At 65.9% G+C, this 19,358-nt stretch carries 16 protein-coding genes, 1 tRNA gene and 1 pseudogene; 4 read left to right on the top strand and 14 right to left on the bottom strand.

Annotated elements, in window-relative coordinates; genetic code table 11:
* Both ACOJSJ_RS13065 and ACOJSJ_RS13060 read right to left on the bottom strand, forming a co-directional pair.
* Positions 1-258: pseudogene (locus ACOJSJ_RS13065) on the bottom strand (phosphotyrosine protein phosphatase); the annotation flags it as partial.
* 23 nt (positions 259-281) lie between these two features.
* Positions 282-373: transfer RNA gene (locus tag ACOJSJ_RS13060), tRNA-Ser, on the bottom strand.
* Positions 374-596: 223 nt separating this feature from the next.
* On the opposite strand from ACOJSJ_RS13060, the gene ACOJSJ_RS13055 reads away from it, so the two are divergent.
* Positions 597-1,412, top strand: a complete 816-nt coding sequence (locus ACOJSJ_RS13055; RefSeq protein WP_420145414.1) for a DUF1134 domain-containing protein — start codon at positions 597-599, stop codon at positions 1,410-1,412.
* 159 nt (positions 1,413-1,571) lie between these two features.
* On the opposite strand, the gene dinB is transcribed toward ACOJSJ_RS13055, so the two are convergent.
* The 4 genes from dinB to ACOJSJ_RS13035 are packed head-to-tail and all read right to left on the bottom strand — an operon-like array spanning position 1,572 to position 4,283.
* On the bottom strand, positions 1,572-2,663 hold the full coding sequence (gene dinB / locus ACOJSJ_RS13050; RefSeq protein ID WP_420145413.1) for a DNA polymerase IV: 1,092 nt from the start codon (positions 2,661-2,663) through the stop codon (positions 1,572-1,574).
* Positions 2,664-2,714: 51 nt separating this feature from the next.
* A complete protein-coding gene (locus ACOJSJ_RS13045) occupies positions 2,715-3,224 on the bottom strand; it encodes a hypothetical protein (RefSeq protein WP_420145412.1) in 510 nt (169 codons plus the stop codon).
* Between the two features lie 4 nt (positions 3,225-3,228).
* On the bottom strand, positions 3,229-3,762 hold the full coding sequence (locus tag ACOJSJ_RS13040) for a YceD family protein (RefSeq protein ID WP_420145411.1): 534 nt from the start codon (positions 3,760-3,762) through the stop codon (positions 3,229-3,231).
* A complete protein-coding gene (locus ACOJSJ_RS13035) occupies positions 3,759-4,283 on the bottom strand; it encodes a ubiquinol-cytochrome C chaperone family protein (RefSeq protein WP_420145410.1) in 525 nt (174 codons plus the stop codon). Before ACOJSJ_RS13035 ends, ACOJSJ_RS13040 begins: the two co-directional genes overlap by 4 nt.
* A 162-nt stretch (positions 4,284-4,445) precedes the next feature.
* Here ACOJSJ_RS13035 and ACOJSJ_RS13030 point away from each other — a divergent pair, with 162 nt between their 5' ends.
* A complete protein-coding gene (locus ACOJSJ_RS13030; RefSeq protein ID WP_420145409.1) occupies positions 4,446-4,961 on the top strand; it encodes an outer membrane protein assembly factor BamE in 516 nt (171 codons plus the stop codon).
* A 250-nt stretch (positions 4,962-5,211) separates the two neighbouring features.
* On the opposite strand, the gene ACOJSJ_RS13025 is transcribed toward ACOJSJ_RS13030, so the two are convergent.
* The 7 genes from ACOJSJ_RS13025 to ACOJSJ_RS12995 all read right to left on the bottom strand — a co-directional run bounded on the left by ACOJSJ_RS13025 (position 5,212) and on the right by ACOJSJ_RS12995 (position 13,746).
* Positions 5,212-6,636, bottom strand: a complete 1,425-nt coding sequence (locus tag ACOJSJ_RS13025; protein ID WP_420145408.1) for an efflux transporter outer membrane subunit — start codon at positions 6,634-6,636, stop codon at positions 5,212-5,214.
* Positions 6,629-7,549, bottom strand: coding sequence for an efflux RND transporter periplasmic adaptor subunit (locus tag ACOJSJ_RS13020; protein WP_420145407.1), 921 nt, complete (start codon positions 7,547-7,549; stop codon positions 6,629-6,631). The genes ACOJSJ_RS13025 and ACOJSJ_RS13020 overlap by 8 nt, the downstream gene beginning before the upstream one ends.
* The gene (locus ACOJSJ_RS13015) at positions 7,546-7,761 is read right to left on the bottom strand and encodes a DUF1656 domain-containing protein (RefSeq protein ID WP_420145406.1); all 216 of its coding nucleotides are present in this window, start codon (positions 7,759-7,761) and stop codon (positions 7,546-7,548) included. The genes ACOJSJ_RS13020 and ACOJSJ_RS13015 overlap by 4 nt, the downstream gene beginning before the upstream one ends.
* On the bottom strand, positions 7,758-9,809 hold the full coding sequence (locus ACOJSJ_RS13010) for an FUSC family protein (RefSeq protein WP_420145405.1): 2,052 nt from the start codon (positions 9,807-9,809) through the stop codon (positions 7,758-7,760). The genes ACOJSJ_RS13015 and ACOJSJ_RS13010 overlap by 4 nt, the downstream gene beginning before the upstream one ends.
* On the bottom strand, positions 9,806-10,255 hold the full coding sequence (locus ACOJSJ_RS13005) for a MarR family winged helix-turn-helix transcriptional regulator (protein ID WP_420145404.1): 450 nt from the start codon (positions 10,253-10,255) through the stop codon (positions 9,806-9,808). The genes ACOJSJ_RS13010 and ACOJSJ_RS13005 overlap by 4 nt, the downstream gene beginning before the upstream one ends.
* Positions 10,256-10,496: 241 nt before the next feature.
* Complete coding sequence (locus tag ACOJSJ_RS13000; RefSeq protein WP_420145403.1) at positions 10,497-10,799, bottom strand: hypothetical protein; 303 nt, start codon at positions 10,797-10,799, stop codon at positions 10,497-10,499.
* Positions 10,800-10,827: 28 nt separating this feature from the next.
* Positions 10,828-13,746, bottom strand: coding sequence for a M16 family metallopeptidase (locus ACOJSJ_RS12995; RefSeq protein ID WP_420145402.1), 2,919 nt, complete (start codon positions 13,744-13,746; stop codon positions 10,828-10,830).
* Positions 13,747-13,950: 204 nt separating this feature from the next.
* Between ACOJSJ_RS12995 and ACOJSJ_RS12990 the strand changes: the two genes are divergently transcribed.
* Both ACOJSJ_RS12990 and clpB read left to right on the top strand, forming a co-directional pair.
* Positions 13,951-15,612 (top strand): M28 family metallopeptidase, encoded by a 1,662-nt coding sequence (locus ACOJSJ_RS12990; RefSeq protein ID WP_420145401.1) that lies wholly within the window; start codon positions 13,951-13,953, stop codon positions 15,610-15,612.
* A gap of 67 nt (positions 15,613-15,679) precedes the next feature.
* Positions 15,680-18,265 carry an ATP-dependent chaperone ClpB gene (clpB, locus tag ACOJSJ_RS12985; RefSeq protein WP_420145400.1) on the top strand — a complete coding sequence of 862 codons (2,586 nt, stop codon included), beginning with the start codon at positions 15,680-15,682 and terminating at the stop codon, positions 18,263-18,265.
* Positions 18,266-18,379: 114 nt separating this feature from the next.
* Here the strand turns inward: clpB and ACOJSJ_RS12980 are convergent.
* Positions 18,380-19,358: putative 2OG-Fe(II) oxygenase (locus ACOJSJ_RS12980; protein ID WP_420145399.1), on the bottom strand; the 979-nt coding region annotated here is incomplete at its 5' end.

Genomic DNA, 19,358 nt, shown 5'->3' with positions numbered 1-19,358 from the left:
CGCCGCCATGATGGCCGGTTCATGCGCCGGGCGCCCGGTAGTGGTGGACAGGCCGAAGGACGCGGTCCGCATCCCCGCGCGCCGCGCCACGACGTCGGCAAAGGCGCTGCGACAGATATTGCCCTGACACACGAACACCAGTCGCCGTACCTGCGCGGCATCGGGGGCTTTCTGCACCGATCGGCCCAGCATCAGTTGCGGATAGGACAGGGCCAGCCGAACCAGCCCGCGAAAGGTGCCGAAGCGGGATCTGATCATCGCACGGCACCTGTCGGAAAAAATGGCGGAGACGGAGGGATTCGAACCCTCGGTAGCCCCTTAAGGCTACGACGGTTTAGCAAACCGCTGGTTTCAGCCACTCACCCACGTCTCCGCACGAATTTGCCCACCTCCAGGAGGCGAGCAGTGGCTGGGGAGGGGCTATAGCGAGCGCTTTGCACCATGGCAACGGGGCCGATCACGATTTTCTTGCTGTAACGCGCTTTTCGTTCCGGCGCGGAATCGACTCAGGTCACCGTTCGTTCATTGTCGTTTCAGCTTGCTGGTCGCACAGCCTATATATGGTTATGACGCGCGTTTTTCGGGGAGTATCGGGGATGATCGGCATCAAGGGGCAGATGAGCGCCCGCATGGCACGCGCCACCGCGCTGGTCGCTGCGCTGGCGGGCATGGCGCTGACGCCGCTCGCCGCATCGGCGCAGGTCCGCACGATCGATCCCAACAGCGCGATCGATTCCGATCTCGCCCCGCCGCCGCCCGCCAACAGCAACCCCACCGATCCGGGCGTCGATCCCGGCGTGGGTCAGCCTGCCAGCCCCGGCGTCGCCCCCTATGAACCCGACATGGCGCCGCCGCCCGCATCCGGCGGTAACACCGCCACCGGCGCGCCCGTCACCGCCGCCTCGCCGCCTGCCGCCATTTCGCCGGGCGACAGCTATCAGCAGGACGATCTGATCGGCGCGGCCGAAGGCGTGTTCGGCAAGGGCGCCGAAGGCCTGGCCGGCATGATCGAAAAAATCCTGAAGGATCAGGGCCGCCCCAATGGCTATATCGCCGGGCGGGAAGCATCGGGCGCGTTCGTCGTGGGCCTGCGTTACGGATCGGGCACCCTCAATCACAAGGTGGAGGGCAAGCGCGAAGTCTATTGGACCGGCCCGTCGATCGGCTTCGACGTCGGCGGCAACGCGGCCAATACCTTCGTCCTCGTCTATAATCTCTACGACACGCAGGATCTCTATCACCGCTTCCCCGCGGCGGAGGGCACCGCCTATCTGGTGGGCGGCTTCACCGCCAGCTATCTGCGCTGGGGGAATGTGGTGCTGATCCCGATCCGCTTGGGTGTGGGCTATCGGCTCGGCGTCAATGCGGGCTACATGAAGTTCACCGAAAAGCGGAACTGGCTGCCCTTCTGAGGGCGGCCGGTTTTTGCCGTTTACCGTCACCCCAGCGAAGGCTGGGGGTCTTTATGGGTCTGGCGCGTCATGGCCTGAGATCCCAGCGTTGGCTTCGCCGCCCTTCGGGTCGCTGGGATGACGGTCAAGTTTGAAGTCGGAAACCAACCATCCCGCCCCTCATAATCCCAGCGCCAGCTGGTCGCCCGCGTCCGCTTCCGCCTCATCCCCTTCCAGATTATGCACGCCAAGGCCCAGCAGCCGGGCGCCCATGCGCAGCGGCAGTTGCGCGATCAACAGTTCCCGCCCCGCCTGCGCCAGCAATTGCTGCGACCGCACCGGCGTGGCAAAGCTGCGCGACCGGGTGATGATGCGGAAATCGGCAAACTTCACCTTCAGCACCACGGTCCGGCCCCACGCCCCGGCTTTTTCGATCCGGGTCCATAGCGACGCCGCGATCCGGTCGATCTCCGCCACCAGCGCGTCCTGTTGCGTCAGGTCGTCGAAAAACGTGTCCTCCACGCTCACCGACTTGCGTTCCTGCCGTTCGCGCACCGGTCGGTCGTCCTGCCCCCGCGACGCGCGGTAATAATAGTCGGCCGCGCTGCCGAAATGGCCGGCCAGAAACGGCATGTCCCGGTCGCGCAGGTCCGCGCCGGTTTCGATTCCCAGCTCCTTCATCCGCCGCGCCGTCACCGGACCCACGCCATGGATGCGGCGCACCGGCATGGCGGCGATAAAGGCAGCTCCCTCGCTCGGCCGCACGACGCACAGGCCATCGGGCTTGTTCTGGTCCGACGCCAGCTTGGCGATCAGCTTGTTGTAGGAAACGCCCGCCGATGCGGTCAGCCCCGTTTCCGCGCGGATCATCTGCCGGATTTCCTGCGCGATCTTCGTCGCTGATGCGATGCCGCGCTTGTTCACCGTCACGTCCAGATAGGCTTCGTCCAGCGACAGCGGCTGGATCATGTCGGTGAAACGGCTGAAAATCTCCCGCACCTGTCCCGATACCGCGCGATAGACGTCGAAGCGGGGCGGGACGAAGATCAGGCCGGGGCACAGCCGCCGCGCCCGCGCGCCCGGCATGGCGGACCGCACGCCGAATGCGCGCGCTTCATAACTGCATGTCGCCACCACCCCGCGCGGTCCGCCGCCGCCCACCGCAATGGGCAGCCCGCGCAGGGCGGGATCGTCGCGCTGTTCCACCGACGCGTAAAACGCGTCCATGTCGACATGGATGATCTTGCGGTCGGCGGTCGGCGGCGCGTCCATGCCGGTCGCTATGCCACAACCGGGAACGAAAGGGAAACAGACTCCGCGCCGTCAATCCTGCAAGCGCAGATTGTCGAGCAGCGTTTCCAGATGCCTGCGGCTCACCCGGCTCCACACATTATAGGTGCAACGCTGCCCCGCCACCCGCATATAGGCCAGCGATTCCTGCCCCTTGCCTTGCGGATCGGCGGCGGGATAGGGCTCTGCCCCCACCAGCCCATAGCCTGCAAAGCCGCGCAGTGCGGGCAGGTCGCGCATATGGGGCCATTGCTTTTTCAGCCGCGCCCGCTGCGCCGCGTCGGCTTCCCCATCCATGCCGATGATGCCCGGCCCGGCAAAGCCATAGGCGCTGCGCAGGTCCGGCAGGTCGAACGCCACCGCCCATCCGCCGCCAAATTCCGCGCGCCGCGCCTTGCCCTTCATGCCGCCGTCGTACAACAGCGCCAGCGGCGCGCATTGCGCCCGGTTTTCGGCCATGTCCCATTGCGCCCGCGCCACATCCTCGCCGATCATGGCTTTGGGCGGAATGGCTCCGGCCAGCATCAGGGCGATGGCGATCATGCGCCTACTTCTTCCCGTCCTTCAGCCCCAGCAACGCGGCAAAGGGGCTGGCCTGTTCCTCGCTCAGCACGCCTGCCTCTTTCAGATAGGCGTCGGCGTCGGGCGAGCGGGGGAATGGCGTCATCGCCAGAGCCATGGTTTCGGCGACAGCCTCGCCCATGTCGATCACATGGCCATCATAACCGATGATGTCGCAATCCTCCGCATCCAGCTCCAGCTCCTCGCCTTCGGGCGCCTCATCGCCCTCCACCACGAACCGCAACAGGAAATCGCTATCGATGGTTTCGGGCACCGGCGCGCCGGTCGCGACGCATGGCTGGGCGATGGCGGCGCGCACCCGCCCGCGCGCGACGATGGCCTCGTCCTCGATGCTCAGCGCATAATCCGCCTCCAGCCGGTCGATCGACACCAGCCCGAACCGCTTCGTCAGCGCGGCGCGTTCCGCCTCGTCCGCCACGATGTTCAGCGTTTCGGGCAGCCGCACGATCTGGTCGGCCTTGTAGGTGCGGGAAAATTCGGGGGTGGGGGTCGTGCTCATCCAATGTCTCCGGTCAGCAGCGCGTCGTGCGACCGGCACCCCATCCGCGTCCAGCGCGCCCGCAGCGCGCCTTCGACATGGGTCAATGCGTCGTCGCCCACCGGCGCGCCGCGATAAAGGTTGCGGCGCAGCGCCTCTGCAAGGTCGCCTTCACCCGTCAGCGCGGCGCGATAGGCGCTGATCCGCCCGCCCAGCGCGCTCATCATCCGGCCGACATGCTTGCCGACCACGACATCGCCCACGCCTTCCTGTCGCAACTGCCCGTCCATATCATCGACGAACAATTCGGTCAGCCACACGCTTTCCTGCGCGCCGCCCTGCTGCTCCAGCCGGATCAGCGCCTGCGCCAGGATGGCGACGATCATGTCGAACCGCCCGTCCAGCGTGTCGGGCACCGCGCCGTCCAGATACCAGTGCGGCTGCCGCCCTTCGCCGATCACGGCATTATAGAGCGGCCGCAACCCCTCTTTCGGGTCGGTCCGGCCGAACAGGCGCTGAAGAAAGGATGGCGAAGCGGACATAGGAACAGCTTTTTCATGACGGATCGGGCGGCGGTGCGCTGTCCGATAATAAGCGCCCCTTGCCGGGGCCTGCGCATTTCCATATTGATCGCTGCGTCCGCCAATGCAATGGCGACATACGGTTTCTTGAAGGTTCGCGGGTCGCCCCCGCAGGAGAAGTTCATGCGTCAGTTCAGCCCTCGTTCGCCCGGCGGGCGCATTCTGCTCGCTGCCGGCCTTGGTGCGCTGGTGCTGGGCGCGTCGGGTTGCTCGCGCATCCGCACGCATCAGGGCTATTCGGTGGACAAGCTGCTGGTCGATTCCGTTCAGGCGGGCGTCGACAACCGCGCGTCGGTGGAAGGCACGCTGGGCCGTCCCAGTTTCGAATCGCAGTTCGGCGAAAAGGACTGGTATTATGTCTCGCGCGAAATGCGCCAGCTGGCCTTCGCCAATCCGCGCGCGGTGGAACAGACGGTGCTGCGCGTCCGCTTCGATCCCGCGGGCAATGTGACGGCGGTGGACCGCGTGGGTCTGGAACAGGTCGCCAATATCTCGCCTTCGGGTGACAAGACGCCGACGCTGGGCCGCCATCGCAGTCTGTTCGACGAAATCTTCGGCAATATCGGCGCGGTCGGCGCGGCGGGCATGGGCGGCGGCGCCGGTCCCAATGGCGGTGGCGGCGGCCCCAACGGCAGCTAGAGCATCGTGCGGAAAAGTGGGAACCGGTTTTCCGCTTAAAAGGATGCGACAACAAAAACTGAGAGCGCGCGACCTGCGTCCCATTCAACGCAGCGCGCTCTAAAGGGTAGGAAAGGATAGTCCCTATCCACCCCGCATCTTGACCGTCATCCCGGCGCAGGCCGTGATCTTAAGGCCATGACGCGCCAATCCCATCACGATCCCGGCTTTCGCCGGGATGATGGGGCGTGGCCGTTCCCGGCCAGGCTCCTTACTCCTGCCGCCACCCGCCGCCCAGCGCCATGAACAACGCGATCTGATCCTGCACCAGCTGCGCGCGCGCCGCTGCCGCCGCCACCTCCGCATTGGCCAGGCTGCGCTGCGCATCCAGCAGCGACAGGAAATCGCCCCGGCCAAAACGGAACAGCTTGCCCGCCTGACCCGCCGACAGTTTCGCGCTGTCCCGCGCCCGGTCGAGCGCGGCGGCCTGTTCGGTATCGCGGCGATAGCGTTCCAGCGCCGTTTCCGTCTGGCGCAACGCTTCCAGCACCGTCCCGTCGAACCCGGCCAGATCGCCCTGTATCCGCGCCTCCGCCTGCGCAATCTGCGCCTTCACCACCGGCCGGTTGGGAAAGCTCCAGCTGATCAGCGGCCCCAGACTGAAGCCAAAGGCCGATCCGGACCCGAAATCCTTCAGCGGTCCCGACAGCCCGACCGATCCGCCGATGCTCACCTGCGGGTACAGCGCCGCCATCGCCACGCCCAGCCGCGCCGTATCGCCCGCAATGGCGCGTTCGGCCTGCCGGATGTCGGGCCGCCGCCGGATCAGCGCGGTGCCGTCGCCCACCGGTATCGGCTGGGCCAGCGTGGGTAGCGCCGCGCAACTTTCCACCGCGCGCGGGTAATCGGCGGGCGCGCGGCCCATCAATGTCGCCAGCAGGTACAGGCCGTTCTGCCGTTCCGCCTCGAATGCGGGCAGGGCGGCAGCGCTGCTGTCCACGGCCGCCTGCGCCCGGCTGACGTCAAATGCGGTGCCGCGACCACCCCTGGCCAGCCGCCGCGTCGCATCCGCCGTATCGCGTTGCAGGGCGACGACCTGCCGGTTGATGGTCAGGTTGTAATTGGCCGCGCATACCTGTGCATAGGCTCTGGCGGTGGCCGCCGCCACGCTCACCCGCACATAGTCGCGGGCCGCCGCGCTTGCCTCGACGTCGGCGGCGCTGCCCTCGATCGCGCGCCGGATGCGCCCGTTCAGGTCCAGCGGATAGGCCGCCGCCAGCCCCAGATCATAGCTGACCGCGCCCGGCAGATGCTGCGTCACGCCCGATGGCCGCGCCAGCGTTTCGCCGCCGCTGATCGTCGTGCTGATCTTGCGCCCGGCCTCCGCTTCGCGCAACACGCCCTGCGCCAGCGTCAGATTGGCCTCCGCCTGCCGCAGGTCGGTATTGGCGGCCAGCGCCTGTTCGATCAGCGTGTCGAGCTGCGGATCGGCATAAAGCCGCCACCACCGGTCGGGCAGATCGGCCTGCGTGAATGGGGCGCCCTGCGCCGAATGGAACGCGCCGGTGGCGCCGGGCATGGTCGCGGCGGACTGTTCGGGCGGGTGATAGTCCGGCCCGGCCGTGGCGCATGCGGAAAGCGCCAACAGGGACAACGCCGCCCCGACACCGCGCGCGCCTGCTCCAGATTTACGCATGACGGCACGTCCCGGCGCTGGCGGCGGGCTTGCCATTCTTGCCCTGCGCGGCGGGCTGCACCGTCACCGTCGCCGTCCGCCCGGAAATCAGCCGCATGCCCGCGGGCACCTTCTCGATCTTCACCCGCACCGGGATTCGCTGCGCCAGCCGGACCCAGCTGAACGTCGGCTCGACCGCAGGCAACAGGTTGCCGCTGTTGCTGCGGCTGTCGTCGTCAATGCCATAGGCGATGCTTTCCACCCGCCCGTGCACATCCTGTTCCTCGCCCATCAGCCGCACCGTCACTGGCGCGCCGATGCAGATCAGCCCCAGCTTGGTTTCCTCGAAATAGCCTTCGACCCGCAGCGAATCGCTGTCGATCAGGGCCAGCGCCTGGCTGCCCGCGCCGACATAATCGCCCGGATGCAGGTCAAGGTTGGTGACCACGCCATTGACCGACGCCAGCACCTTGGTCCGGTGCAGGTTCAGCGCGGCGGCATCGCGCCCGCTCAGCGCCTCGGTCAGCGCCGCCTGCGCGGTTTCGACCCGCGCCAGATTCTGTTCATGGGTTTCGGCCGCGACCAGATCGCCCAGCGCTGTGTCGCGCCGCGCTTCGCGCCGGGCCTGCGCCAATGTCGCCTGCGCGCTGGCGATCCGGGCGTTCGCTTCCTCCAGCGCCATCGAATAACGGGGCGTGTCGATGACGAACAGCAGGTCGCCCGCCTTCACCGTCTGGTTGTCGCGCACCGCGACCGACGTCACCAGCCCGCTGATGTCGGGGGTCACCCGCACCACATCGGCGCGCACCCGGCCGTCGCGGGTCCAGGGGCTGCGCTCATAATGGTTCCACATCCATATCGCGGCCAGTGCGGCGGCGATGACCAGAATGATGGTGGCGGCGCTGCGGATCAGCACATGGGTCAGGCGGTTCATAGTCGGATTCCAAGGGTGGGGACGATCAGGGCGAGGCCGCCCAGAATGAGGATGAAGAGCGACAGGTCGACGGCCGCGCGATAGGCCAGGAACCGGTACAGGCCGAACGCCGCGATCAGCCGCGTCAGCGCCCAGTTCAGCAGCAGCGCGACCAGCGCCAGCAACAGCAATGTGGGCATATATATGCCGCCGATTGCGATCTCGCCGGTCATGCCGCGGCGCTCCTGTAATCCTGCGCGTCGGGGAACAGGTTGCGGCGCAGGCTGACCAGCGCCAGCACGCCGTCCCGCCGCACCGGCATGCGCGCATTGGCGCTGATCTGCGCGATGGCGCTGTCTATGTCGTGCAACAGAGCGGGGTCGGCGGCATCCGGCGCATCGGGGTCCAGATCGCGATAATGGCGGCTGATGCCCCCCAATACGGTGGCCAGCGGCGCGCCGTCCTGTGGGGGCAGGTCGATCCGCATCTGGCGCAGTTCGCCGATGGCGACGCCGGTGCGCAGGTCGCGCAGCGCGTCGTACAGCGGTTTGCCGCTATCGGCGCGGGTCGCGGCCAGCCGCGGGGCCAGCAGGGCGATCCGGTCCAGCATGCGGTTGATCCATCCGCGCACGTCCGGCGGGGTCATGCGGGTGGCGCGGCTGGCCATGTCGCCCCATCCCGCGCGGATGGTGCGGCGTATCGCGCGCTCGACGCCTGCCGACTGCATCAGACCTGCCATCAGGATCGCGAACCATATACCCACGATCTGCGCAACCGCACCATTGGCATAGCTGGCAAAGGCATTGATATAGTGGTCGGACAACAGCACCGGGCTGCCCAGCCCCAATAATGTGGGCAGGGCGATGCCCATCCATCGCGGCGACGCCATCATCGATCCCAGCAACAGCAGCGGCGGCGCATAGGCCATGGCCAGCATCGCAAATCCGTCCAGCCGGGGCATGATGGCATAGCCATAGACGGCGCCCAGTGCGGACGCGACGATGGTGCCGATCATGAATCCTTTCAGCGGCGCCAGCGGATTGTCGACCGCCGAAAACAGCGCCAGGAACACGCCCGCCAGCATGACGGCGCTGCCGCCGTCGCGCCATCCGCTCAAAATCCAGATCGCGCATCCCAGCACGATCGTCATGAACGCGCCGAATGCGCCACGCGCCGCGCTCGCATAATCGCGGTGCATCTCGCGGCTGCGGCGGCCCTCCAGCAATTGCGCCACGCGCGGGGTCACGGCGGCGCGGCTGTGCGTCGCCATCTGGTCATACAGGTCGCGACAGTCGCGATGCGCCGCGATCAGCGTCGCGAGACGGGCGTAAAGGCTCAGGCGCATCATGTCGCTCCACCCCATGTCGGGCGTCGCGGGCGGCTCCATCGCGGCGCATCGGTCGATCAGATGCTGGGTCAGCGCCGCGCGCGTCGCATTGTCGGGCGCGGGTGTATCCAGCCATATCCGCACGTCGGCGATCAGCAATGCGACCGCTTCGGGCACCTGCCCGCCATGGGCTTCGCGCAATACCGCCAGCCGGTCCTCCACCGCCGCGCCCAGCGGCAACAGCAGCGACAGCTGGTCCTGCAACGCCCGCACCGTGCGCACGCGCGGGGCCAGACGGCTGATGTCGAACGGCAGGTGCACCGACATCTGGTGCAGTTCGGTGACGTCCTGCGCCAGTCGGCGGCGTTCGGCGTCCAGCCCCGCCACCGGCTCCACCGCGATGGCGTCGCGCGACCATCGTTCGGCGTCGCGCAACATCGTGCCCACCCGCGCCAGCAGCGTGCCGGTGACCGATCCGGGCAGGACGACGCCGTGGATCAGGCTGCCGCACGCGATGCCGATCAATATCTCCTGCACGCGCAGAGCCGCCACCGTGAAGATGGTCTGGGGCGAATCGACGTCGGGGAAAACGATCAGGCAGGCGGTATAGCCTGCCAGCACGAACATATAGGATCGCGGCGTCCGGTCGAGCAGCGACACGAACACGCACAGCCCCAGCCAGGAAGCCATGGCCAGCACCAGCAATTCGGGCGCGTTGACCAGCGGCGGCACGATGGCGACCGCAAATGTCGCGCCGATCAGCGTGCCGATGGCGCGGAATATGCCCTTGGAAATCACCGCGCCAGCCAGCGGCTGGGCGACGATATAGCTGGTCAGGAACGCCCAATAGGGGCGCTCCATGCCGATGCTGAACGCAAAGAACAGCGCCAGCATCCCGGCGATCAGGCATTTGATGGAAAATAGCGCGGCGGGCACGCCCAACCGGTCTTTCATTGCACCGCGCGCTGTTCAGCGATCCTCACGCTCAGCAGGTCCAGCAGCCACACGGTGACCGTCACGGCCTGATCCGGCACATCCTTCAGCAATTCCGCGCGCAGCGTGTCCAGCTTCGCCTCGATCCGGCCGACCAGTTCCTGTCCGGCATCGGTCAGGCTGATGATGTTGGATCTTTTGTCGTCGGGATGCTGCGTACGCTGCACCAGTCCGGCGGACTGAACCTGATCCAGCGTGCGGACCAGCGAAGGCTGCGCGATGTCCAGCGATTCGGCCAGATCATTCTGCCGCACCTCGCCGCCCAGCCGGTCGATATGGATCAGGCACCATGCGGTGCTGTTTGACACGCCGAATTCGGCCAGCACGCTGTCGGCCAGCTGGCGCCACGCGCGGGCGACAGGCGCCATCTTGTGCGCAAGCGCACGTTTGGGATCGGAAAGAGGCATAATGATTAGATAGCTAACTAACTAAATTTGTCAATAGATTATGTCTGTCTCTTTCCCTGTCTCACGAATGCGGGGAATTCCTTTACGCTTCAATCCATTGCACCGAACGCCTGAAAACGGGCCGCACGCATCGCGTCGAAAATGCGCAAAGGAAAAGGCCCGAATCATGAGATCCGGGCCTTTCTTGATGTTTTCGATGCTGCCCCATCCCCATGTCATCGGGGCGGGAGAGCAGGGGCCTTTACGCCCGGCGCGTACCCGAAAAGGCCGACGCGCCGAACGTGCCCAGCTGCATCGTGCCGGTGATGGCGTCGCCCGTCACTTCCGCGTCGCATTCCAGCGTCATCGGCATCGGCATGGTCATTTCCATTTTCCAGGTCAGTTTGTTGCCGTCGATCGTACCGTCCACGACGTCCAGCGATCCCATCATGCCTGCAAAGGTGCCGTTGAACCGGTCGCCGCTGCTGATGACGGTGAACACCCCCTTCTGGTCGCCCATCGGGGTCTTCGCCACGCAATCATAGGCGCCATCTACTGCTGCCATATCCTGTCTCCTGTCCTTTACGTTTCCGTCAATCTGCGAGTGTCCCCATTTCCACCGGCAGCCCCACCGCGTCAAGCTGTGGCCGCACCAGTTTCGCGTCGCCCACCACGACCCAGATCAGCCGGTCGGGGTTGATCGCCTCGCGCGCGGCCTTGTCCATGTCCGCCGGGGTCATGGCGCGATATGTCTTGGGCAGCGTTTCATAATAATCGTCGGCCCGCCCGATCAGGGCGTTGCGCATCATCGCGCCCAGCAGGTCGGACGATGTTTCGAAACTGCCGGGCAGCGACAGGATCTGGCTGTTGATCGTCTGGTTCCGTTCGGTTTCGGTTACGCCCTTGGTCGTCAGGAACTCGCTCATATCCTTGCGGATCGCCTGAATCGATTCGCCCGTCTTGTCGGTCTGCACCGGGGCATAGACCAGCAGGGGAATGGTTTCCCTGACCCCCGACAGCGCGGTGCCCACGCCATAGGCCCACCCCTTGGTTTCGCGCAGGTCCATCCACAGCCGCGAAGACGTCGCCCCGCCCAGCACTTCATTGGCGGTCTGCAACGTCACCGGATTGTCGGTGCCCGCCTTGTTGGTCAACAGGCCCGCCAGGATCATCGACTGCGGGCTTTGCGGCTTGTCGATCAGCACGATCTTGGCCGGGCGCATCATCCTGTCCATGCGGAACGTCTTGACGCCCTTGGCGGCCTTGGGCGCCTTCCAGCCGCCGAACTGCTTTTCCAGCATCGGCATCAGTTCCGCCATGCTGGTGTCGCCCGCGACGAAGATGGTCGCATTGTCGGGCCGCATCCATGTGTCGTGGAAAGCGGTCAGGTCCGCCCGCGTCACCGCCTTCACGCCCGTTTCTGTGCCGGACCCGGTAAAGGGGATGCCATAGGGATGCGCCTGTCCATAGATCAGCGGCGGCAGCATGCGCTGCGCGATCGCCATCGGCGTCGTCTTTTCCGCCTGAATCCGGGTCAGCACCTGTCCGCGCAGCCGTTCGACCTCTGCCGGGGCAAAGGCGGGGTTGCGGATCACATCGGCCAGCAGGCCCAGCGACGCATCCAGATTGGGCTTGAGCGCAAACAGGCCCACATTGGTCCGGTCCATGCTGTTGGCCGCGCTGATCGACGCGCCCAGCCGTTCCTGCTCCTCGGCGATCTGCACCGACGTCCGCGTTTTGGTCCCTTCGTCCAGCAGCGCGACGGCCAGACCCGCGGTGCCCGGCTTCGCCTTGTCATCGGCGGCGTTCCCCGCGTCGAACGCGACGGACACGCGCACCGTCGGCACGGTGCTGCGATGCGCCAGCACGACATTCATGCCGTTCTTCAGCTTCGCCCGTTCGATGTCGGGGAAATCCAGATCCTTGACCGGCTCGATCGGCGGCTCGGCGATCTTCGTGGGCGCAGGCGGCGTCGCGGCGGCGGGCGCGGCCTTGGCGGGATCACGGAAATAGGCGGGCTTGTGCCCGGCTCCTCCTTCCTCCTTCGCCCCTCCCTCTTCCTTCGCATTGCCCGCCAGCGCATTGTCGGCGGCGCTCCGCTCACCTGGCGCGACGGTCAGGCGCAGCACCGGGCGGCCCAGCCATTTGCGCGCGGCGGCGCTCACGCTCTGCGGCGTCGCGGCGGCATAGACCGCCAGATCCTTCTTATATTTGCCCGGATCATCGGAATAGACCGCGCCTTCGGCCAGCGTCACCGCCTTGCCCGAAAAGCCGCCGACCTTTTCCAGCCCGCCGATGGTGCCTGCAGCCTGCCCGGTGGCGGCGCGCATCACTTCGTCCGCACTCGGCCCCTTGGCAAGGTAATCGGCCAGCAACTGGTCCAGCCGCTTGCCGACCGCCACCGGATCGGCGCCCGGCTTCACGTCCACGGTGATTTCCGCGATGCTCAGCTTCTCGAACGGCTGGATGCTGGCCTTCACCGCCACCGCGACCTTTTCATCGCGCACCAGCACATTGTCGAGGCGCGATGATTTGAGGCCACCGAACACCGTCATGGCCAGATCCAGCTGCTGCAATTCGTCGCTATTGACGCCGGGGACGATCCAGTTGCGATACAGGCGCGTCGCCGCGACATTGTCGTGCATCACCTTCTCAACGTCGCCGCTCAGCGTCGGCACGGTCGCGTCCACATCCTTGGGCGCGGGACCGGAGGGGATGTTGCCGAACCATTTTTCGACCTTGGCCTTGGCCGTCGCGACATCGATGTCGCCCGCCAGCACCAGCACGGCATTGTTCGGGCCATAATGGGTCTTGAACCACATCTGGACGTCGGCCAGGCTCGCGGCATTCAGGTCGGCCATCGACCCGATGGTGCTGTGGCGATAGGGATGGCCTTCGGGCAGCAGCGCGTCGAGCTGCGCATATTCGACCAGCCCATAGGGTTCATTTTCCCCCATGCGCTTTTCATTCTGCACGACGCCGCGCTGCGTATCCAGTTTCACCTGCGTCACCGCGCCCAGCAGATGGCCCATGCGGTCGGATTCCAGGAACAGCGCCCGGTCCAGCGCGCCGGTCGGCACCGTTTCGAAATAATTGGTCCGGTCGAACCATGTCGTCCCGTTCCAGTCGGTCGCACCGATGTCTTCCAGACGGCCGAAGAACGGCCCGTCGGCATTTTCGGAGCCATAGAACATCAGATGTTCGAACAGATGGGCAAAACCGGTCTTGCCCGCCGGTTCGAAACGCGACCCCACATGATACCAGATCGACACGCCCACCACCGGCGCCTTCCGGTCGGTATGGACGATGACGCGCAGCCCGTTCGCCAGCCTGAATTCCTCATAGGGAATGTCGACCTGCGACACGAGGCTGGCGACCGGCGCGGGGGCGGCGGTCGCGGGGGCGGCCTGCGCCATCGGCGCGAAAGCGGGCGAAAGCGCAAGCGCCGACAGACCCAGCATCAGGGACAGGCGGCGCGACATCCGGGAAAGGATCAGGGGGGAAAGGGTCATGAGAGCCTCATGAATAGGGACTTGGCCGCACCGGCAGGACCACCGGCGCGATGGATGGCGCAGCATAGCGGACCGTTTTAGCGGCGCAACACGCTTGTTGCTCGGTTACGGCGCCGGCCCGCTCCCCAGCTCTTATCGCTGGACAGCGCGGGGGCGGGGCGGCAATCGTCAAACCATACCGCAATTGAGTGGACCGCTATTCCCATGAAAACCACCATCGCCCTTGCAGCCCCTCTTGCTGCAATCACCGCTTTGCTCCTGCCCGCCGCGCTTCCGGCGCAGACTGCCGCCGATCCGGTCTTCACCGCCGCGGCCATGCGCGCCCATGTCGAATTTCTGGCCGACGACCTGCTTCAGGGGCGCGACACCGGCAGCGAAGGCCATGAAATCGCCGCCCGCTATGTCGCCAGCCAGTTCGATGGCCTCGGCCTCAAACCCGCAGGCGATGACGGCGGCTGGCTCCAGCGTATCGCCTTCCAGCAGACCGAACGCGCCACGACGCCCGGCACCCTGACGCTGACCGGTCCCAAGGGCGCGAAAAACTGGACCCACGGCACCGACGTCCTGATCGGCATGAATGCCGACGATCCGAATGTCGACCTCAGCGCTCCGCTGGTGTTCGTGGGCTATGGCATCGAAAACGCCCGGATGGGCATCAACGATTATGCGGGCCTCGACGTGAAGGGAAAGATCGTCGTCACGCTGCGCGGCTATCCCAAGGGTCTGCCGAGCGAGGAGGGCGCGCACCTTTCCGCGACAAAGGCGCAGGCGGCGCAGGCCCATGGCGCGGTCGGCATGCTGTCGGTCGGCACGCTGCAATCGATGAAGGCGCGGCCATGGTCGCGCATGGTGCATTTCGCCAATGATCCCGATTTCGGCTGGGTCGGTCCCGACGGCAAGCCCTTCGACGAGGCTCCCGGCATCCGCGCCAGCGCATCGCTGAACGAACCGGCGGTCGATGCGCTGTTCGCGGGCGCGCCCCAGTCGATCGCCACGATCCGCAAACTCACCGACAAGGCGGGCGGCAAGCCCAAGGGCTTTGCGCTCAAAGGCACCGCCCGCATTCAGGTGGAAAGCGTGGGCAAGCGCGTTTCCAGCCCCAATGTCGTCGCCATCCTGCCCGGCAGCGACCCGGTGCTGAAAAATGAATATGTCGTCCTGTCGGCCCATCTCGACCATATCGGCATCAGCGAAGCCAAGCCCGGCGACAAACCCGACACCGACCGCATCAACAATGGCGCGCTCGACAACGCCGCCGGGATCGCCACCATGCTGGAGGTCGCCCGCGCCATGGCGCAGTCGCCCGAAAAGCCCCGCCGCTCGATCATCTTCCTCGCCTCCACCGGCGAAGAAAAGGGTCTGCTCGGCGCCGACTATTTCGCCCGCCACCCCGCCGTGCCGGTGAAGCAGATCGTCGGCAATGTCGATCTCGACATGCCGCTGCTGCTCTATCCCTTCACCGATGTCATCGCCTTTGGCGCAAACCATTCGACCCTCGGCCCCATCGTGGCAAAGGCCGTCGCGCCGATGAACATCAAACTGTCGCCCGATCCCATGCCGCAGGAAGGCATCTTCGTGCGCTCCGACCATTATATGTTCGTGAAGCAGGGCGTGCCCGCGGTCTTCCTCGCTACCGGCTATGCCAATGGCGGTGAAAAGGCGTGGGGCGAATTTCTGGGCGGCGCCTATCACCATCCCGGTGACGACATGAGCCAGAAGATCGACTGGGATGCAGGCGCACGCTTTGCCGAGGCGAACTATCGCATCACCCGCGTCATGGCGGACGGCGATACCGCGCCGCTCTGGTACAAGGGCGACTTTTTCGGCGACACTTTCGCGGCCGACGCGGAGAAGGCCGCCAAATAAGTCGCACTTCGCCCCTTGTGTGGCATTTGAGCAACATTACATCCCGTTCATAGATTAAGGGTGTGATATGAACCTCGAAAAATTCACTGACCGCGCCAAGGGGTTTCTCCAGTCGGCGCAAACCGTGGCGATCCGCATGAGCCATCAGCGGATCGGCCCGGACCATCTTTTGAAAGCCCTGCTGGAGGACAGCCAGGGCATGGCGTCCGGCCTGATCCAGGCGGCGGGCGGTTCGGCGCAAGTCGCGCTGCGCGACATCGATGCCGCCCTCGCCAAAGTACCGTCCGTCTCCGGCAGCGGTGCGCAGCAGACCCCCGGCCTCGACAATGACGCCGTGCGCGTTCTCGACAGCGCGGAACAGGTCGCGGCAAAGGCGGGCGACAGCTTCGTTACGGTCGAACGGCTGCTGCTCGCGCTCACCCTCGCCACCACCACGACGGCGGGCAAAGCGCTCGCCGCCGCCGGTGTGAAGCCCGAAGCGCTCAACGCTGCGATCAATGCATTGCGCGGCGGCCGCACCGCCGACACCGCGGGCGCGGAGGATCGTTATGACGCCTTGAAGAAATTCGCCCGCGACCTCACCGAAGCGGCGCGCGCGGGCAAGCTCGATCCGGTCATCGGCCGGGACGAGGAAATCCGCCGCACGATCCAGATTCTCGCCCGCCGGACCAAGAATAATCCTGTGCTGATCGGCGAACCGGGCGTGGGCAAGACCGCGATCGCCGAAGGGCTTGCCCTGCGCATCGCCAATGGCGACGTGCCCGATACGCTCAAAGACCGCACGCTGATGGCGCTCGACATGGGGTCGCTCATCGCCGGGGCCAAATATCGCGGCGAGTTCGAGGAACGGCTGAAGGGCGTGCTGGACGAGGTAAAAGGCGCGGATGGCCAGATCATCCTCTTCATCGATGAAATGCACACGCTGATCGGTGCGGGCAAATCGGAAGGGGCGATGGACGCGGGCAATCTGCTCAAGCCCGCTCTGGCGCGTGGCGAACTCCATTGCATCGGCGCGACCACGCTCGACGAATATCGCAAATATGTGGAAAAAGACCCCGCGCTTCAGCGGCGGTTCCAGCCCGTCTTCGTGGGCGAACCGACGGTGGAGGACACCATCTCCATCCTGCGCGGCATCAAGGAAAAATATGAGGCGCATCACGGCGTGCGCATCGCCGACGCCGCGATCGTGTCGGCCGCGACCCTGTCCAACCGCTACATCACCGACCGTTTCCTGCCCGACAAGGCGATCGACCTGATGGACGAGGCCGCGTCCCGCATCCGGATGGAGGTGGAAAGCAAGCCTGAGGAAATCGAAAATCTCGACCGCCGCATCATGCAGCTTCAGATAGAGCGGGAGGCGCTGAAGAAGGAAAGCGACAGCGCGTCGAAGGACCGGCTCGCAACACTCGAATCCGACCTCGCCAATCTGGAGGAACAGTCCGCGGCGCTCACCACCCGCTGGCAGGCGGAAAAGGACAAGATCGCCGGGGAAGCGAAGCTCAAGGAACAACTGGACGCCGCACGCATCCAGCTGGAACAGGCGCAGCGTTCGGGCGAATATGGCAAGGCGGGCGAACTGCAATATGGCACCATCCCCGCGCTCGAAAAGCAGCTGACCGAGGCGCAGAGCGCGTCGGCCGGGGCGATGCTGCGCGAAGAAGTGACAAGCGAGGACATCGCCGCCGTCGTCTCCCGCTGGACCGGCATTCCGGTCGATCGCATGCTGGAGGGCGAACGGGAAAAGCTGCTGGCGATGGAAGAAACGCTGGGCAAACGCGTCATCGGGCAGGCGGATGCGGTGCGCGCCGTCTCCACCGCCGTCCGCCGCTCCCGCGCCGGTCTGCAGGATCCCAATCGCCCGCTCGGCTCCTTCCTCTTCCTTGGCCCCACGGGCGTCGGCAAGACGGAGCTGACCAAGGCGCTGGCCGGATTCCTGTTCGATGACGACAGTGCGATGGTGCGCATCGACATGAGCGAGTTCATGGAGAAGCACTCGGTCGCCCGGCTGATCGGCGCCCCTCCGGGCTATGTCGGTTATGAGGAAGGCGGCGTCCTGACCGAAGCCGTCCGCCGACGCCCCTATCAGGTCGTCCTGTTCGATGAGGTGGAAAAGGCGCATGGCGACGTGTTCAACATCCTGCTCCAGGTGCTGGACGATGGTCGCCTGACCGATGGGCAGGGGCGCACGGTCGATTTCACCAACACGATCATCGTGCTGACGTCTAACCTTGGCAGCCAGTATCTGACGGCGCTGGCCGACGACGAACCTGTGGAAAAGGTCGAGGATCAGGTGATGGACATCGTGCGGAGCCATTTCCGCCCGGAATTCCTCAACCGGCTGGACGAAGTGATCCTGTTCCACCGTCTTGGCGCGGCGCATATGGCGCCGATCGTCGACATTCAGGTCGCCCGCATCGGCAAGCTGCTGAAGGATCGCAAGATCGCGCTCGACCTGACGGACGGCGCGCGGGCATGGCTCGGCCGGGTCGGCTATGATCCCGTCTATGGCGCGCGCCCCCTTAAACGGGCGGTCCAGCGCTATCTGCAGGATCCGCTGGCCGACCTGATCCTGCGCGGCGAAGTGCCCGACGGTTCGACCGTCCGGGTGGAGGATGGCGACGGCGCGCTCAAACTCGCGGTCAATCCGCTCTGATCGGATGATGCTCTATGGCATGATCCGGTCAGATGGGATCGGATCATGCCTTGAACGATTTCGGCTTACCGCATTTTGCCCGCCGTCATCTGCGCCGGACGACCTCACCATGCTCTAGCGACGGGGCGGCCGGACATCGAAGGCGATGGTCAGCCGCTCGCCCGCAGAAAAGCCGATCGTGTGGTGCCACATGGTCGACGGGAACAGGGCGATGCGTCCTGCGATCGGTTCGACCTGCCTCAGCGGGGGCAGCGACAGGCCCAGTTCCGGCGGCGGCGTGCCCAGTTCCAGCCAGCCTGCCGGGGCCGGTCCCAATGCGTCCTGCGCAGGCCGCGAGATATAGCAGACGGCGCTGATCCAGCCGCGCGGATGCGTGTGCGTCGCATGGAATCCAGCAGCCTGCAACAATACCGACCAGCTGCCTTCGAACAGCAGATGGTTGCGCGGCACGCCCAATAGAGGGTGGCCGGTCTGCGGTGGCGGCAACATGGCGATATAACGGCGCACGGCATCCAGTGCCGCTGCCTTCGCCCGCCTGATCTCCGGTTCGGCGCGGAAGAACAGGGGCTGGTCCGTCTGTGTTCCCCCCCGGACCGACTGGCCGGGAAAGTTCGCCGCACGCGCATGCAATCCACGCAGCACCGTCGCCAACGCGTCCCGTTCGGCATCGCTCAATCCCAGATCGAACGTCCGGATATAAGGCGGATCGCCATCCAGCCACGCGGCATTGGAGTTGCCGGTCAGGCGCCAGATTGTCGACAGATAGGGCCAGATGGCATCGCGCTGGGCCGTCGCCAATGCCGTGATGGCGACCCGCTCGGCCTCATCGAACCGCTGCATCCGCAACAACAGGCGGACATGGGGCAATGCCATCTGATCGCGCGCGGCCGTGGGCATCGCGCAAAAGGCGGCATGGGCCTGTGCCCGGTCGCCATGTTCCGCTTCCCACGCTGCCGCCGCCGCATCGAACAGCGGCGATGGCAGTTCGCGCCTCGCCGCATCGATGACGGCCTTGGCCGCGTCATGCGCCTTCACCGCCATCAGCCGCCGGTAAAGGGCCATGCGCAATTCGACATGGCGGGGATGGGCGGCG

It is taken from the genome of Sphingobium sp. (assembly GCF_048594625.1).
In the GTDB taxonomy this organism is placed as follows: Bacteria; Pseudomonadota; Alphaproteobacteria; order Sphingomonadales; family Sphingomonadaceae; genus Sphingobium.
This window is presented reverse-complemented; position numbering and strand designations above follow the sequence as displayed.